At 65.6% G+C, this 15,151-nt stretch carries 11 protein-coding genes; 7 read left to right on the forward strand and 4 right to left on the reverse strand.

What is annotated here, in order from left to right:
- The first annotated feature begins 14 nt into the window (after positions 1 to 14).
- From purB to ACQ5SA_RS04200, 7 genes are all read left to right on the forward strand, one after another.
- Positions 15 to 1,382, forward strand: a complete 1,368-nt coding sequence (gene purB / locus ACQ5SA_RS04170) for an adenylosuccinate lyase (protein WP_499312839.1) — start codon at positions 15 to 17, stop codon at positions 1,380 to 1,382.
- 660 nt (positions 1,383 to 2,042) lie between these two features.
- A complete protein-coding gene (locus ACQ5SA_RS04175; RefSeq protein ID WP_499312841.1) occupies positions 2,043 to 3,440 on the forward strand; it encodes a JmjC domain-containing protein in 1,398 nt (465 codons plus the stop codon).
- Positions 3,441 to 3,443: 3 nt separating this feature from the next.
- A complete protein-coding gene (locus tag ACQ5SA_RS04180) occupies positions 3,444 to 4,346 on the forward strand; it encodes a GNAT family N-acetyltransferase (protein WP_499312843.1) in 903 nt (300 codons plus the stop codon).
- Positions 4,347 to 4,532: 186 nt separating this feature from the next.
- Complete coding sequence (locus tag ACQ5SA_RS04185; RefSeq protein WP_499312845.1) at positions 4,533 to 7,364, forward strand: 2-oxoglutarate dehydrogenase E1 component; 2,832 nt, start codon at positions 4,533 to 4,535, stop codon at positions 7,362 to 7,364.
- 39 nt (positions 7,365 to 7,403) lie between these two features.
- Positions 7,404 to 8,603, forward strand: a complete 1,200-nt coding sequence (gene sucB, locus ACQ5SA_RS04190; RefSeq protein ID WP_499312847.1) for a dihydrolipoyllysine-residue succinyltransferase — start codon at positions 7,404 to 7,406, stop codon at positions 8,601 to 8,603.
- Between the two features lie 63 nt (positions 8,604 to 8,666).
- A complete protein-coding gene (lpdA, locus tag ACQ5SA_RS04195) occupies positions 8,667 to 10,103 on the forward strand; it encodes a dihydrolipoyl dehydrogenase (protein ID WP_230110879.1) in 1,437 nt (478 codons plus the stop codon).
- A 279-nt stretch (positions 10,104 to 10,382) separates the two neighbouring features.
- Positions 10,383 to 10,619, forward strand: a complete 237-nt coding sequence (locus ACQ5SA_RS04200) for a hypothetical protein (protein ID WP_499312850.1) — start codon at positions 10,383 to 10,385, stop codon at positions 10,617 to 10,619.
- A gap of 39 nt (positions 10,620 to 10,658) precedes the next feature.
- On the opposite strand, the gene ACQ5SA_RS04205 is transcribed toward ACQ5SA_RS04200, so the two are convergent.
- From ACQ5SA_RS04205 to ACQ5SA_RS04220, 4 genes are all read right to left on the reverse strand, one after another.
- Positions 10,659 to 10,919: a hypothetical protein gene (locus ACQ5SA_RS04205; RefSeq protein WP_499312851.1), complete on the reverse strand. Its 261-nt coding sequence runs from the start codon at positions 10,917 to 10,919 to the stop codon at positions 10,659 to 10,661.
- On the reverse strand, positions 10,916 to 11,134 hold the full coding sequence (locus ACQ5SA_RS04210; RefSeq protein ID WP_499312852.1) for a hypothetical protein: 219 nt from the start codon (positions 11,132 to 11,134) through the stop codon (positions 10,916 to 10,918). The genes ACQ5SA_RS04205 and ACQ5SA_RS04210 overlap by 4 nt, the downstream gene beginning before the upstream one ends.
- Positions 11,135 to 11,300: 166 nt before the next feature.
- Positions 11,301 to 12,890 (reverse strand): alkaline phosphatase D family protein, encoded by a 1,590-nt coding sequence (locus tag ACQ5SA_RS04215; RefSeq protein ID WP_499312854.1) that lies wholly within the window; start codon positions 12,888 to 12,890, stop codon positions 11,301 to 11,303.
- Positions 12,890 to 15,133: a TonB-dependent receptor gene (locus ACQ5SA_RS04220; protein WP_499312856.1), complete on the reverse strand. Its 2,244-nt coding sequence runs from the start codon at positions 15,131 to 15,133 to the stop codon at positions 12,890 to 12,892. The genes ACQ5SA_RS04215 and ACQ5SA_RS04220 overlap by 1 nt, the downstream gene beginning before the upstream one ends.
- Positions 15,134 to 15,151 lie beyond the last annotated feature (18 nt).

Raw genomic sequence — 15,151 nt, forward strand, 5'->3', positions numbered from 1 at the left:
CCTTTCCTGCCGACATGTCCGAATCCGCCCTGCTCGCCCTGTCCCCGCTCGATGGCCGCTATGCCGGCAAGGTCGACGCCCTGCGCCCGATCTTCTCCGAGTACGGCCTGATCAAGGCCCGTGTCACGGTCGAAGTGGAGTGGCTGCTGGCCCTGGCCGCCGAGCCGGGCATCGTCGAGCTGGCCGCGTTCTCCGACGCCGCCATCGTCCGCCTGCGTGCACTGGCCAGCGGCTTCAGCCCGGCCCAGGCCGCGCGCGTGAAGGAGATCGAGCGCACCACCAACCATGACGTCAAGGCGGTGGAGTACTTCATCAAGGAACAGCTGAAGGACGATGCCGAGCTGGCACCGGCGCTGGAATTCGTGCATTTCGCCTGCACCAGCGAAGACATCAACAATCTCAGCTACGGCCTGATGCTGGAACAGGCCCGTCGCGAAGTGGTGCTGCCGACCCTGGACGGCGTCGCCGACGCACTGCGCACCCTGTCCCACGCTCAGGCCGGCCAGCCTATGCTGTCGCGCACCCACGGCCAGACCGCCTCGCCGACCACCCTGGGCAAGGAGCTGGCCAACGTGGTCGCCCGCCTGGAGCGCCAGCGCCGGCAGATCGCCGCGGTCGAGCTGACCGGCAAGATCAACGGCGCGGTCGGCAACTACAACGCCCACGTCGCCAGCTACCCGGACGTGGACTGGCCGGCCTTCGCCGAGCGATTCGTCACCGGCCTGGGCCTGGTGTTCAACCCGTACACGACGCAGATCGAGCCGCACGACAACATCGCCGAGATCGGTGATGCCGCCCGTCGCGCCAACATCATCCTGATCGACCTGGCCCGCGACATCTGGGGTTACGTCTCGCTGGGCTACTTCAAGCAGCGCCTGAAAGAAGGTGAAGTCGGTTCGTCGACGATGCCGCACAAGGTCAACCCGATCGATTTCGAGAACGCCGAAGGCAACTTCGGCATCGCCAATGCACTTTTCGAGCATTTCAGCGCGAAGCTGCCGATCAGCCGCTGGCAGCGCGACCTGACCGATTCCACCGTGCTGCGTGCGCTGGGCACGGCGTTCGGCCACAGCCAGGTGGCGCTGGACTCGCTGGCCAAGGGTCTGGGCAAGCTGGAAGTGAACCCGCAGCGCCTGGACGCCGATCTGGATGCAGCCTGGGAAGTGCTGGCCGAGGCCGTGCAGACGGTGATGCGCCGCCATGGCCTGCCGAATCCGTACGAGCAGCTGAAGGCACTGACCCGTGGCCAGGGCATCACGGCCGAGTCGATGCGCACGTTCGTGCAGGGACTGGAGCTGCCGGCCGACGCCAAGCAGCGTCTGCTGGAGATGACCCCGGGCAGCTATACCGGTCTGGCGGAGTCGCTGGCGAAGAAGATTTAAGGGTTTTCCTTGCGGCGGCGGCCGCGGGCGCTGCCTGCGGCAGGCAACAGCAACGGCAACAGCAACGTCAAAAGCGGCTCTGGATTACTGCTAGCTGGGCGGGTCGGGATGGGCCAGCGGGACACGCCGTGAACCCATCCATGGGGGCTCGATGGCGCCATCCATGGCGCCAACGGTCCCGCTGGCCCATCCCGCCCCACCTCTGACAGTTGTCCGGTGACGGTTCGAAGAGCATTGGGTTGTCGGACGGAATTTGAGAGAGGGACGCGGCTTCGCCGCGTCCCTCTTTATTTATGGCGAAGGCAGATAGAGCAAGCGAAGCGCGCGACCCGCTGTTGCTTTTGATTTTCTTCTTCCATTCCGTGGCGGGCCACGCAGGAAACTGTCAGAGGCCGGGCGGGTGGGCCATGCAGGGGCGTTGGCGCCATGGATGGCGCCATCGAGCTTACAAGGACGTACTTGCAGCGTCCCCTGCATGGCCCACCCGCCCGGCCAAGCGCGGCTTTTGCTTTGAACTCGACCGCCACGAGGGGCTCAGCCGTTGGCCGGCACCCCGCGACAAACCACCACACGTGCGCAATCCCAACGAACGTCGGACAATGGAGGCCTTGGCGGCCCGCCACGCCGCCCCTCCCGCTTTCCGCTGCAAGGAACTCCCCCATGGCCGCCCGCAAGTCCACCTCCCCCCTGATCGAAGTCCACGCCCGTCGTGGCCAGCCGCTGGGCATGTCCCCGGCCGTGTTCCTGCGCGACTTCTGGCAGAAACGCCCGCTGTTGATCCGCAATGCGTTCGCCGACTTCCAGACCCCCGTACAGCCGGAAGACCTCGCGGGCCTGGCCTGCGAAGAGGGTGTACTGGCACGCCTGATCGAGCACGACAAGGCCCAGGACAGCTGGCGCGTCCGTAGTGGCCCGTTCCAGGAAGACATCTTCCCGGCCCTGCCTGACCACGACTGGACCCTGCTGGTGCAGGACGTGGACAAGTGGGACAAGGACGTGCGCGCCCTGATCGAACACTTCAGCTTCCTGCCGCGCTGGCGCATGGACGATGTGATGATCAGCTTCGCCGCCACCGGTGGCTCGGTCGGCGCCCATGTCGACCAGTACGACGTGTTCCTGCTGCAGGCCCACGGCCACCGCCGCTGGCAGATCGATGCCAGCGAATCGATCAAGGGCAAGCGCCCGCCGTTGGGCTTCCGCCCCGACGTGGAACTGAAGCTGCTGCAGGTGTTCAAGCCGACCCACGACTGGGTGCTGGCGCCGGGTGACATGCTGTACCTGCCGCCGAACGTGCCGCATCACGGCGTCGCCGAAGACCCCTGCCTGACCTTCTCGTTCGGCATGCGTGCGCCGTCCTCGGCCGAGCTGATCAGTGACTATCTGGACACGTTGATCGCCGATGCCGACGAGAACATCCGCTATGAGGATGGCGACCTGAAGGCTCCGGCTGATCCGAACGAAATCGACACCGTGGCGATGGCGCGGGTGATCACCGCGCTCAACGCCATCCGCATGAACGACCCGGACAAGCTGGGTGACTGGTTCGGCCGCTTCATCACCACCTACCGTGCCGCCGGTGAGGTGATGGCCCACCAGGCCGCGCCACCGCAGGAAGAAGTGCTTGAGTCCCTGCTGTCGGGCCTGCTGCTGCAGCGTCACCCGTGGGCGCGCCTGGCCTGGCGCCGGGCCAAGCGCGGCGCCAGCCTGTATGTCAGCGGCCAGGATTTCGCCCTGCCAATCAAGGACGCGCAGCGTCTGGCCGGTGCCGAGCAGCTCGACGCAGCCGCCTACCGCGGCCTGTCCGACAAGGGTCGCGCTGTGCTCCAGCAGCTGCTGGTCGGCGGCGTGTTCCAGCTGATCGATCCGAACGAGGTGTATGCCGACGAGGACGAAGAGGTGCTGGGTGAGGTGATCGAGGGCCGTGAGCAGGTCGAGGTCATCGACGCTGACACCATGTCCGATGATGTCCATCTGGTGACCGTGCATGACGACGGCATTGAAGTGATCGTCAACTTCGACGACCACGACGAAGACGACAGCGACCCCAGCTGCGGCTGAGCCATGACTGCCCTCCGGGTCCAGCAGGTCCGCCATGCCGAGGCCCACGTTGCCATCCACGACGTGCGCCAGCGGGTGTTCGTGCAGGAACAGAGCATCGACGCCGCTCTGGAGCGCGATGCCCTGGACCCGGTCTGCGCCCACGTGCTGGCGCTGGATGCCCACGGGCAACCGGTCGGCACCGGGCGGCTGGCACCGGATGGTCGTATCGGCCGCATGGCGGTGCTGGCTGCGTATCGCGGTCACGGCGTCGGTGAGGCCCTGCTGGAGGCGTTGGTACAGGCCGGGCACCAGCTCGGTCTGGGCGAACTGCACCTGCATGCACAGCTGCCGGCACGCGACTTCTACGCCCGCCAGGGCTTCCTGCCGGAAGGCCCGGAATTCGAAGAAGCCGGCATCGGCCACCAGCAGATGCGTCGCCGGCTGCAAGCCGTTTCCGCTATCGACAGCCGCGCTGAAGCGGTGGCGATCACCACGGCGATCATCCATCGCGCACACCGCCGGCTGTGGCTGCACAGCCGGCAGCTGGACCCCGGCCTGCTGGATGCGCCACCGGTGCAGGCGGCCCTGCGCCGCTTCGTCACTGCCCGCCACGACAAGCAGCTGCGGGTGATCGTGCATGACGCGACCGCCATCGCCAGCGCCGGTGCGCCGCTGCTGGCGCTGTTCCAGCGCCTTCCCAGTGTGATCCAGTTCCGCGAGGTGGCCGATCCGATCGATCGCGCCCTGGCCTCGGCCTGCCTGCTCAACGATGCAGGCGACTTCTACTTTCGTCTCATCGGTCATCGCCTCGACGGCGAATCCGCAATCGCGCTACCGGCACGTTCGCAGCCGTTCGAGCAGCAATTGCAGCGTGTCTGGGACCGTTCGCGCGAATGCAGCGAATTGCGCGCGCTCGGCATCTGACCGCAACCGGTGCGCTCAACCTGTCTGGGACCGACACCGGGGGACGCCCGATGCCCTCGTCGCTGCCCCTTCGTGTCCGGATGGGGGTACAATTTGGCCGTTTGAACGCGCCCGTGCATGGCTATTCATCTTCGTGCCGGGTCCTTCTGAAGCCATACCCCACAAAGCGAATCAGCACCCTCCATCGTGGACAATCAACTGAAGCAGTTTGCGCAATCTTCGCAACTCGCCGGCGGCAACGCCTCCTATGTCGAGGACCTGTACGAGCAGTACCTGGTCTCCCCGGATAGTGTCGATCCCAAATGGAAAACCTACTTCGACGGCTTCAAGGGCCGCGAAGCGGGCGACATTCCGCACTCGGCCGTCATTTCCCATATCGCGGACGCGGCCAAGGATGCGCTGAAAGCAGGCACCGGCACCGGTGCAGGCGATGAGCGCGAGCGCAATGTCGGTCGCCTGATCACCGCCTATCGTTCGCGTGGTCATCTGGACGCCCGCCTGGACCCGCTGGGTCTGGCCGCTCCGGTCAACACCCCGGACCTCGGCCTGCCCTTCCACAACCTGTCCGATGGTGACCTCAACAGCGAGTTCAGCACCGGCGGCGTCGGTGGCCAGCCGCGCATGAAGCTGCGTGACCTGCTGGCGCGCCTGAAGGCGACCTACACCGGTTCGATCGGTGCGGAGTTCATGCACATCTCCGAGGTCGAGCAGCGCCAGTGGATCTACAAGAAGCTGGAACTGGCCGGTGGCAACTACCAGCTGGACGCTGACACCCAGCGCCGTACGCTGGAGCGCCTGACCGCCGCCGAAGGCCTCGAGCGCTATCTGCACACCAAGTATGTCGGCCAGAAGCGCTTCTCGCTGGAAGGCGGCGACTCGCTGATCCCGATGATGGACACCATCATCCGCAGCGCCGGCAAGGATGGCGTCAAGGACATGGTGGTGGGCATGGCCCATCGTGGCCGCCTGAACGTGCTGGTCAACACCCTCGGCAAGAACCCGCGCAAGCTGTTCGACGAGTTCGAAGGCAAGTTCGAGCACGACGAGCACGCCTCGGCCGGCGACGTGAAGTACCACATGGGCTTCTCTGCCGACGTGTCCACCGAAGGTGGCCCGGTCCACCTGGCACTGGCGTTCAACCCGTCGCACCTGGAAATCGCCGACCCGGTGGTTGCCGGTTCCGTGCGTTCGCGCCAGGAACGCCGCAAGGACACCGCGCGCAAGCAGGTGATGCCGATCCTGATCCACGGCGACGCGGCCTTCTCCGGCCAGGGCGTGGTCATGGAGCTGTTCCAGATGTCGCAGGCCCGCGGCTTCGCCGTTGGCGGCACCGTGCACATCGTGGTCAACAACCAGGTCGGCTTCACCACCTCCAATCCGCTGGATACGCGCTCCACGCGCTATGCCACCGACGTGGCGAAGATGATCGCCGCACCGGTGCTGCACGTGAACGGCGATGATCCCGAAGCGGTGGTGTTCGCCGCGCAGCTGGCCTTCGAGTTCCGCCAGAAGTTCGCCAAGGACGTGGTCATCGACCTGATGTGCTACCGCCGTTGGGGCCACAACGAGGCCGACGAGCCGGCGATCACCCAGCCGCTGATGTACCAGGTGATCCGCAAGCACGCCACCACCCGCGAGATGTATGCCGAGCAGCTGGAAAAGGCGGGCGTGATCGCCGCCGGTGCCGGCAAGGCGATGGTCGATGCGTACCGCGAGAAGCTCGATGCCGGTGAAGTGACCACCGAGCTGGCCAAGGTCGAGAAGACCCCGCCGACCAGCCCGCTGTTCGTTGATTGGCCCAAGCTGCTGGAAGGCAAGCTGTCCGATGAGATCTCGACCAAGGTCGACAAGGACAAGCTGCTGGCACTGGCCAAGCTGATCAACACCGTGCCCGAAGAAGTGCAGCTGCACTCGCGCGTGTCCAAGGTGTACGACGACCGCCGCAGGATGGCCGCCGGCGAGATCCCGGGCGACTGGGGCTTTGCCGAGAACCTGGCCTACGCCACCCTGCTGGACGAAGGCAGTGCGCTGCGCCTGGTCGGCCAGGACGTCGGCCGCGGTACGTTCACCCACCGCCACGCGATCCTGCACGACCAGAAGACCGACAACTACTACCTGCCGCTGCGGCAGCTGGTGGATTCGCCGGAGAAGGCCACCATCATCGATTCGCTGCTCAGCGAAGAAGCGGTGATGGCCTACGAGTACGGTTTCTCGACCACCGATCCGAACACCCTGTGCATCTGGGAAGGCCAGTTCGGCGACTTCGCCAACGGCGCCCAGGTGGTGATCGATCAGTTCATCGCTGCCGGCGAAGCAAAGTGGGGCCGCATTTCCGGCCTGACCCTGCTGCTGCCGCACGGTTATGAAGGTCAGGGCCCGGAACACAGCTCGGCGCGCCTGGAGCGCTTCCTGCAGCTGTGCGCGCTGGAGAACATGCTGGTGGTGGTGCCGTCGACCCCGGCGCAGGCCTTCCACATGCTGCGTCGCCAGCAGCACCTGACCACCCGCAAGCCGCTGGTGGTGATGTCGCCGAAGTCGCTGCTGCGCCACAAGCTGGCCGTGTCGACCCTGGACGAGCTGGCCAATGGCGAGTTCCAGCACCTGATCGGCGATGCCAATGCAGATGCCAAGAAGGTCAAGCGCGTAGTGCTGTGCTCGGGCAAGGTCTACTACGACCTGCTGGAAGACCAGACCAAGCGTGGCCAGGACGACGTGGCGATCATCCGCGTGGAGCAGCTGTATCCGTTCCCGCGTGCGCTGCTGGCTGCCGAACTGAAGAAGTACGGCAAGGCCACCGACGTGGTGTGGACGCAGGAAGAACCGCAGAACCAGGGGGCGTGGTACCAGATCCGCCACCACCTGCAGTTCTGCCTGGCCGATGGCCAGAGCCTGCACTACGCCGGTCGCGCACGTTCGGCTTCGCCGGCTGCCGGTCACATGGCTGACCACGTCCGCGAACAGCAGCAGCTGGTCGCCGATGCACTGGTCAACCCGTTCAACGACTCGTTCGCTGAATAACTCTCCCCCTATTTAGAAGACAAACCAGGAAGCTCCCGCATGGCCACCGAAGTCAAAGCCCCGGTACTGCCCGAATCCGTCGCCGACGGCACCATCGCCACCTGGCACAAGAAGGTGGGCGACGCCGTCAAGCGCGACGAAAACCTGCTTGACCTGGAAACCGACAAGGTCGTCCTGGAAGTGCCGTCGCCGGTCGATGGCGTGATCAAGGAAATCAAGTTCAAGGAAGGCGACACCGTCACTTCCAGCCAGGTCGTGGCGATCATCGAAGAAGGCGCCGTGGCCGCTGCCCCGGCTCCGGCTGCCGAAGAAAAGAAGGCTGAGGCCGCTCCGGCCGCTGCTGCTCCGGCCGCTGCCGCTGCTCCGGCCCCGGCTGCCAAGTCGGCTGCCGATGCACTGCCGCCGGGCGCCCGATTCAGCGCCATCACCGAAGGCGTGAATCCGGCCGACGTCGATGGCACCGGCCGTCGTGGCGCCGTCACCAAGGAAGACATCGTCAACTTCGCCCGTAACGGCGGCGCCGGCAAGGCCGGTGGCGCACGTCCGGAAGAACGCGTGCCGATGACCCGCATCCGCAAGCGCATCGCCGAGCGCCTGATGGAGTCGAAGAACTCCACCGCCATGCTGACCACCTTCAACGAAGTCGACCTGTCCAAGGTGTCGGCGGCGCGCAAGGAACTGCAGGACGAGTTCGTCAAGGCACACGGCATCAAGCTGGGCTTCATGAGCTTCTTCGTGAAGGCCGCCGCCAACGCGCTGCAGCGCTTCCCGCTGGTCAATGCCTCGATCGACGGCGAAGACATCATCTACCACGGCTACTCGGACATCTCGATCGCCGTGTCGACCGAGAAGGGCCTGGTCACGCCGGTGCTGCGCAACGTCGAGCGCATGTCGTTCGCCGACATCGAAAAGACCATCGCCGACTACGCCAAGAAGGCCCGTGACGGCAAGCTGAGCCTGGAAGAACTGCAGGGCGGCACCTTCACCGTGACCAACGGCGGCACCTTCGGTTCGCTGCTGTCGACCCCGATCATCAATCCGCCGCAGAGCGCCATCCTCGGCATGCATGCCATCAAGGAGCGCCCGATCGCCCAGAACGGCCAGGTCGTGATCGCGCCGATGATGTACCTGGCGATGTCCTACGACCATCGCATCATCGATGGCAAGGACTCGGTGCAGTTCCTGGTGGACATCAAGAACCAGCTGGAAAACCCGGGCCGCATGCTGTTCGGCCTGTAAGAGACCTCCCGCCCCTCCGCGCCTGCGCGGAGGGGTTCTGGTAATGCAACAAGGACTATTTCAATGGCTGAACAATTCGACGTCGTCGTCATCGGTGCCGGCCCGGCCGGTTACCACGCTGCCATCCGCGCGGCTCAGCTTGGCCTGAAGACCGCCTGCATCGACGCGGCGCTGGGCAAGGACGGCAAGCCGGCCCTGGGTGGCACCTGCCTGCGTGTGGGCTGCATCCCGTCCAAGGCGCTGCTGGATTCCTCGCGCCAGTTCTGGAACATGGGCCACATCTTTGGCGACCACGGCATCAGCTTCAAGGATGCCAAGATGGACGTCGAAGCGATGGTTGGCCGCAAGGACAAGATCGTCAAGCAGTTCACCGGCGGCATCGCCATGCTGTTCAAGGCCAACAAGGTCGCCGCCTATTACGGCTTCGGCGAACTGCAGCCGGGCAACGTGGTCAAGGTCACCCAGCATGACGGTTCGGTCGTCGAGCTGAAGGGTACCAACGTCATCATCGCCGCCGGTTCGGACTCGATCGAACTGCCGTTCGCCAAGTTCGACGGCGACACCATCGTCGACAACGTCGGCGGCCTGGACTTCACCGAAGTGCCGGCGCGCCTGGCCGTGATCGGCGCCGGTGTGATCGGCCTGGAACTGGGCAGCGTGTGGAAGCGCCTGGGTTCGGAAGTGACCATCCTGGAAGCGCTGCCGGACTTCCTGGCTGCGGCTGATACCGAAGTGGCCAAGACCGCCGCCAAGGAATTCAAGAAGCAGGGCCTGGACATCCGCCTGAGCGCCAAGGTCTCCAAGGCCGAAGTGACCGGCAAGGGCAAGAAGAAGGAAGTCGCCCTGACCTACACCGACGCCGAAGGCGAGAAGTCGCTGGTGGTGGACAAGCTGCTGGTGGCCGTCGGCCGTCGCGCCGCCACCAAGGGCCTGCTGGCCGAAGGTACCGGCGTCAAGATCAACGAGCGTGGCCAGATCGAAGTCGACGCGCACTGCCACACCGGCGTCAATGGCGTCTGGGCGGTCGGTGACTGCGTGCGCGGTCCGATGCTGGCACACAAGGGCTTCGAGGAAGGCATCGCGGTTGCCGAACTGATCGCCGGCCTGCCGGGCCACGTCAACTTCGACACCATTCCGTGGGTCATCTACACCGAGCCGGAGCTGGCCTGGGTCGGCAAGACCGAGCAGCAGCTGAAGGCCGAGGGCATTCCGTACAAGGCCGGCAGCTTCCCGTTCGCCGCCAACGGCCGTGCCGTGGCGATGATCGAACCGGCAGGCTTCGTGAAGGTTCTGGCCCACGCCGAAACCGATCGCATCCTGGGCATGCACCTGGTCGGCGCCAACGTCTCCGAGCTGGTGCACGAAGGCGTTCTCACCATGGAGTTCAGTGGTTCGGCCGATGACCTGGCCCGCATCTGCCATGCCCACCCGTCGCTGTCGGAAGTGATTCACGACGCAGCGATGGCCGTGAGCAAGCGCGCGATCCACAAGGCGAACTGATCGTTCGCTGGTAGTGCCGGCCGCTGGCCGGCAGGGCTGGATACAAGAAACCCCGCCTCGGCGGGGTTTCTTGTTGCACGATGACTGTAGAACAAGGGCGGAGCCCATTGGCACTCGGCGCGCGGCAGGCGAGAGGTGTCGCCCTCCCCCTCACACGGGCGTTGACCTCCAGTGCGGTAGGCTCACCCCTGAGGTCGCGTTGCATCGCCAAGCCAAGGATGCGCGACAGGTGGTGCTCCCGCACCTGCTCGTGGGGCTGTTCAGACAGTGGAGATCTCCATGGAAAACGAACGAATCGAGACTCGCGGCGAAGATGGCCGAAGAGTCTTGGTGTTCAAGTTCTGGCCGCACTTCGACGCAATACCTCTTCCCGGTTCAAGCCTGGTCGAAGGCGTACCGCGGTACGCGCTGGCGAATGGCAATTCCGTAACCTTCGACGGCGTGGATTTCGAGATCGCCGCTACCGGCGAAGAGCTGGTCCGGCCGTTGGCCATCCAGCGACCGCCATCGGGCTGATTCATCTGATGCTGCTCGACCGAAGATCGACCCCCTGCTTCAACGCTGCGGCGGGGTGGGTTTCCGGTCCGTGGCGTCCAGCTCTGGCGGATCGTCACAGATCCGGTGTTGGGCGATCACCTCCCCCACCTTCCATTCCTTCACCACCCGGCAGCTCTCCTTCCGAACGTCCTTGTCGGTCGTTTTGATTTCCGACTTGTCTGCAGAGTGCTGACGCTCCAGGTAGGCCGACGGCGGCTGCTTGGCCCAAGCCGGCGCCGCCATCAGCAGCGCCAGCGTCGCGATGACCAGCGGCCTCATGCCGTCACCGCGCCGCGGCCACCGCCCAGCAGGCGTGCCGGCAGCATGAACAGCGCGCGCAGGAAGGCGAACAGCGCCGAGAACGTGATGCCGACCAAGCGGAACGACAGGCTCAGCAGCCACACGAACGGCCAGGCGACCAGCGCCAGGATCGCCAACGGCCAGCACAGCACGAACAACAGGCACCACACACCGAGCGCGAACAAGGTCTTCATCACAGGCTCCCTCGGCGGCACCCCGCCGCCTGTCGTCACCTTGGCGCCCTGCCCCGGGCCGGGCAAACGGTTTGCGACGAAACCCGGTTGGAGGCGATGAAATGGGTGGTGGGGAAACCGGAGATTCAGGAGGTTGCCGGCCAGCGGCAGGCACTACCGAACGGATTCACACCGGCACTGCGCCCGGACGACCGTGGCTCACCTGGAAGCGCGCGGCAGTGCGAACTTCCGCATCGCGCCGCAGCACGCTGTCGGCGAAGCGCAGTTCCGCGTCCACGGTCTGCCGGTTCAACTGCAGCTTCCACCAGCCACGCCGGTCGCCATCGAAATAACGGATGTGCGGATTCTGCGGGATCGACGGGCCGTAGTACGGGCCATACGGCGTGTCATCACCACCGCTGCTGATCGCCGGGGCGATGAACTCGGTGGCGATCACCGGCGCATCCGCGGCATCGAAATCCAGCTTCAGGTCATTGACGAACGTGGAGTGCCAGTCGCCGCCCAGCACGATGGCGTTGCCCTGCCCACCGGCCTGCATCGCCTGCAGCAGGCGCTTGCGGGCGGCCGGGTAACCATCCCAGGCGTCGTTCCAGAAGCGTTCGCGCGGCGTGCCCTGCTCCAACCGCAACTGCGCCATCAGCAGCTGCTGCACCACCACGTTCCATCGCGTTCCCGCCGCAGCCGCCATCGACTGCGCGAACCAGGCCTCCTGCCCGACCCCGAGCATGCTCATGCGCGGGTCCAACGCCGCCTCGCAGCGTGGCGATTCGCCCACGCCACATGGATTGGCCGGACGGAACTGACGGCAGTCCAGCAGCGTCAGCTGGGCCAGGTCGCCGTAGCGCAGGCGGCGGTGCACGCGCAGGCCACCGTTGCCGGTGGGCGTGCTGCGCATCGGCAGGTGTTCGTAGAACGCACGATACGCAGCGGCGCGACGGACGATGAAGTCTTCGGTCGGCACGTCGCTCTTCTCCGGATGGATGCCGGAATAGTCGTTCTGCACTTCGTGGTCGTCCCAGATCACCGCGAAGGCGTGCGCGGCGTGTGCGGCCTGCAGGTCCGGGTCGAGCTTGTACAGCGCGTACTGGTCGCGGTAACGCTCCAGGCTGAGGGTTTCACCGCTGAAGCGCTGTGCATCCAGGGTGCTGCCACGCGCGTTCTGCAACGGGCTGTATTCGTACAGGTAATCACCGGCATGCAGCACCAGATCGACATCGCTGCGGGCGATGTCCGCCAGTACCGGATAGTAGCCGCTGTTCCAGGCCTGGCAGGTGCACAACGCCAGCCGCAGCTGCTGCAGCTGTGCATCCGGCAGCGGCGCGGTGCGGAAATGCCCGACCGGACTCTCCTCGCCGCCGTCGCAGGCGAATCGATAGTAGTAGTCGCGGCCCGGGCGCAGGCCGGTCACTTCCACGTGCACCGAATGGGCCAGCTCCGGCACGGCCGCCGCCACGCCACGCTGCACCAGCCGCCGCATCGCCGGGTCTTCGGCAATGAACCAGCGCACCGGGATCGCGCGCGACGGCATGCCACCGCCGTTGAGCGGATCTGGTGCAAGACGCGTCCACAGCACCGCGCCCTGTGGATCCGGATCACCCGCGGCGATGCCGAGGGTGAACGGATCGCGCCCCAGTCGTGGCCGCGGACCGGCGGCGGCGACGCCAGGCATGGCCGCCAGCGCGATCGCCGCTCCGGTCCCCTGCCAGGCCAGGCGCAGCAGACGACGGCGGGTTTCCGGATCGGCGATGCGCTTCATCAGAAGCGCACGGTTGCGGTGGCCATCACCTGCCGCGGCGCACCGACCTGCATGGTCGCCAGGCTGCGGGTCGGATCAGCGGCGTAGGTACCGTTGGTGTTGATGGTCGCCAGGTACTGCTTGTCGGCCAGGTTGGTCAGGTTCAGCGCCAGGGTCAGGTTCTGCACCGGGCCGAGCTTGCCCATGTCATAGGCCACCGACGCATTGATCAGCCAGTAGCTCGGCACGGAGACGTCATTGGTGTACGTCACGTAGCGCTTGCCGACGTGGTTGGCGGCCAGCCGCAGGTCCCACGGGCCCGGCGTCCACGCCAGGGTGCTGGCGAACATCCATTCCGGCGTGTCGACCGTCTTTTTGCCGCGGGTCGGTACCACGCCGTTGTTGACGTAGTCGTTGTCGTAGCTGCTGTCATTCCACGACAGCGCATTGGACCAGCTCAGGTCACGCATCGGCTTCAACTGCAGGGTCGCCTCGGCGCCGCGGCTGGTGACCGAGCCGACGTTGGAATACAGCGCCGGGCAACCGAGGATGCCCACGCACTGGGCGATGGCCAGCAGGCGGTTGTCGAACTTGACGTCGTACACCGCGACCGAGGCCTCATACCCCTGGCCGTAGCCGCGCCAGCCCAGTTCGATGGTGCGCGACTGTTCCGGCTTCAGATCCTTGGCGCTGGCATCGAACGCCACCTGCGGAACATTGAACGCACTGCCCACGCCCAGCGCGTAGGCCGCGATGTTCTTCGCATATGAACCGAAGATCTCGTTGCGCTCGTCCAACTTGAAGTTGAATCCGGCCTGCGGCAACAGCCCCTTCTTTGCGGTCAGGCTGCTGTTGTTGGCATAGCTGCCCAGCGGCGTGCGCACGCTGGTGCGGGTGTTGGGCGACTTGGCGCCGACGTCGATGGTCAGGCGGTCGTCGAACAGGCGGAAGCGATCCTGCACGTAGAACTGGCGGGTGATGGTGGTGTAGCGCTGGTGCCACACGCGCTGGTCCGGGTTGCGCAGGAAGAAGTCGTCGGTGATCGGGCCATCGATGTAGTAGAAGTTGCGCTGCACGCTGTGGCCGTTGTCTTCGTACCACAGGCCCGCTTCCAGCTCATGGCCGCCGACGTTCCAGGTGAATGCCGAGGTCACGCCGGTGCGGTCGATCGCATATTCGGTGGTGCGGATCGAAATCGGAATCTCGCGGCTGGTGCCCGGGTTGGACGGATTGGACGGGCTGAACCAGTGGCCCTGGCCGCGGTTGCTGTGGTTGTAGACGTTGACCTTCAGGCGCATCGTCTCGTTGAGGCCGAAGTCACCGGCGATGCTGGATACATCATCGTTGCGCAGGCCATGGCCCGAGTAGTACGCATCCCACGGGCTGTTGACGCCGCCGCTGTACTGGCCACGCGCAGCGGCCAGGGCACGGTTCCAGTCCGGTGCATAGTTGTCCCAGTTCCAGCCCAGGCGATCGATCATCTCCAGCGACAGATCCTGGTAATCGGCTTCAACCCGGCGTGAGGCGTTGAACAACGCGGTGATCCGGCTGTCGACACCGAAGTTGTAGGTGGCCTTGCCGTTGAACTGCTTGAGTTCATGCGAGCCCTTGCCCTTCCACTTGTCGCTCTCCGAATACGCACCGGACAGGTAGGCGGCGAAGCCATGGTGTTCGCCGGTTTCCAGGCGTGCATAGCTGCGGCGTGCGCTGTCACTGCCCAGGCTCTGCGCCAGCACGACGCCGTATTCGGTGGAGGGATCGATCGAATAGAACTGGAACACGCCGCCCAGGTTGCTGGTCGACGGCGTACCCAGCGCGCCGATGCCGGTGGAGACTTCGGCACCGCCCAGGTTCTCGCTGATCACCGCGCGGCTGATATGCAGGCCGTTGCTGTTGCCATAGCTCATGTTGCCCAGCGGGATGCCATCGAGCGTGTAGCCCAGGCGGTTCTGGTTGAAGCCGCGCAGGCTGATGCTGGTGGACCATTCGTAGGCACCGGTGGCATCGGCCGATTCGAAATGCACGCCCGGCTTGCTGGCCAGCAGCTTCAGCGGGTTGGCGCCGGGCGGCAGCACCTTCATGTCCTCGGCGGTCACGCGCTGGACCTGGCGCGCCTCGCCCCGACCGATCACCGAGACCGAATCCAGGGTGGTGGCCGACTGTGCGTCGACGGCAGGAGCGGTTTCAGCGGCGGCCAGCGAAGGCAGTGAGGCACAGACCAGCAGGGCCAGCAGATTGCGGCGAAGCGGAGCATGGCAAGACATGGGGATTCCTTGGGCGCG

Origin of the sequence: Stenotrophomonas indicatrix (assembly GCF_050573115.1) — a bacterium.
Lineage (GTDB): Bacteria > Pseudomonadota > Gammaproteobacteria > Xanthomonadales > Xanthomonadaceae > Stenotrophomonas > Stenotrophomonas lactitubi_A.

What these genes read in the sequence shown, in the direction of transcription:
- purB (WP_499312839.1), top strand. Translation starts at nt 15, where the DNA reads ATGTCCGAATCCGCCCTGCTCGCCCTGTCCCCGCTCGATGGCCGCTAT.
- ACQ5SA_RS04175 (WP_499312841.1), top strand. Translation starts at nt 2,043, where the DNA reads ATGGCCGCCCGCAAGTCCACCTCCCCCCTGATCGAAGTCCACGCCCGT.
- ACQ5SA_RS04180 (WP_499312843.1), top strand. Translation starts at nt 3,444, where the DNA reads ATGACTGCCCTCCGGGTCCAGCAGGTCCGCCATGCCGAGGCCCACGTT.
- sucB (WP_499312847.1), top strand. Translation starts at nt 7,404, where the DNA reads ATGGCCACCGAAGTCAAAGCCCCGGTACTGCCCGAATCCGTCGCCGAC.
- lpdA (WP_230110879.1), top strand. Translation starts at nt 8,667, where the DNA reads ATGGCTGAACAATTCGACGTCGTCGTCATCGGTGCCGGCCCGGCCGGT.
- ACQ5SA_RS04200 (WP_499312850.1), top strand. Translation starts at nt 10,383, where the DNA reads ATGGAAAACGAACGAATCGAGACTCGCGGCGAAGATGGCCGAAGAGTC.
- ACQ5SA_RS04205 (WP_499312851.1), bottom strand. Translation starts at nt 10,919, where the DNA reads ATGAGGCCGCTGGTCATCGCGACGCTGGCGCTGCTGATGGCGGCGCCG.
- ACQ5SA_RS04210 (WP_499312852.1), bottom strand. Translation starts at nt 11,134, where the DNA reads ATGAAGACCTTGTTCGCGCTCGGTGTGTGGTGCCTGTTGTTCGTGCTG.
- ACQ5SA_RS04215 (WP_499312854.1), bottom strand. Translation starts at nt 12,890, where the DNA reads ATGAAGCGCATCGCCGATCCGGAAACCCGCCGTCGTCTGCTGCGCCTG.
- ACQ5SA_RS04220 (WP_499312856.1), bottom strand. Translation starts at nt 15,133, where the DNA reads ATGTCTTGCCATGCTCCGCTTCGCCGCAATCTGCTGGCCCTGCTGGTC.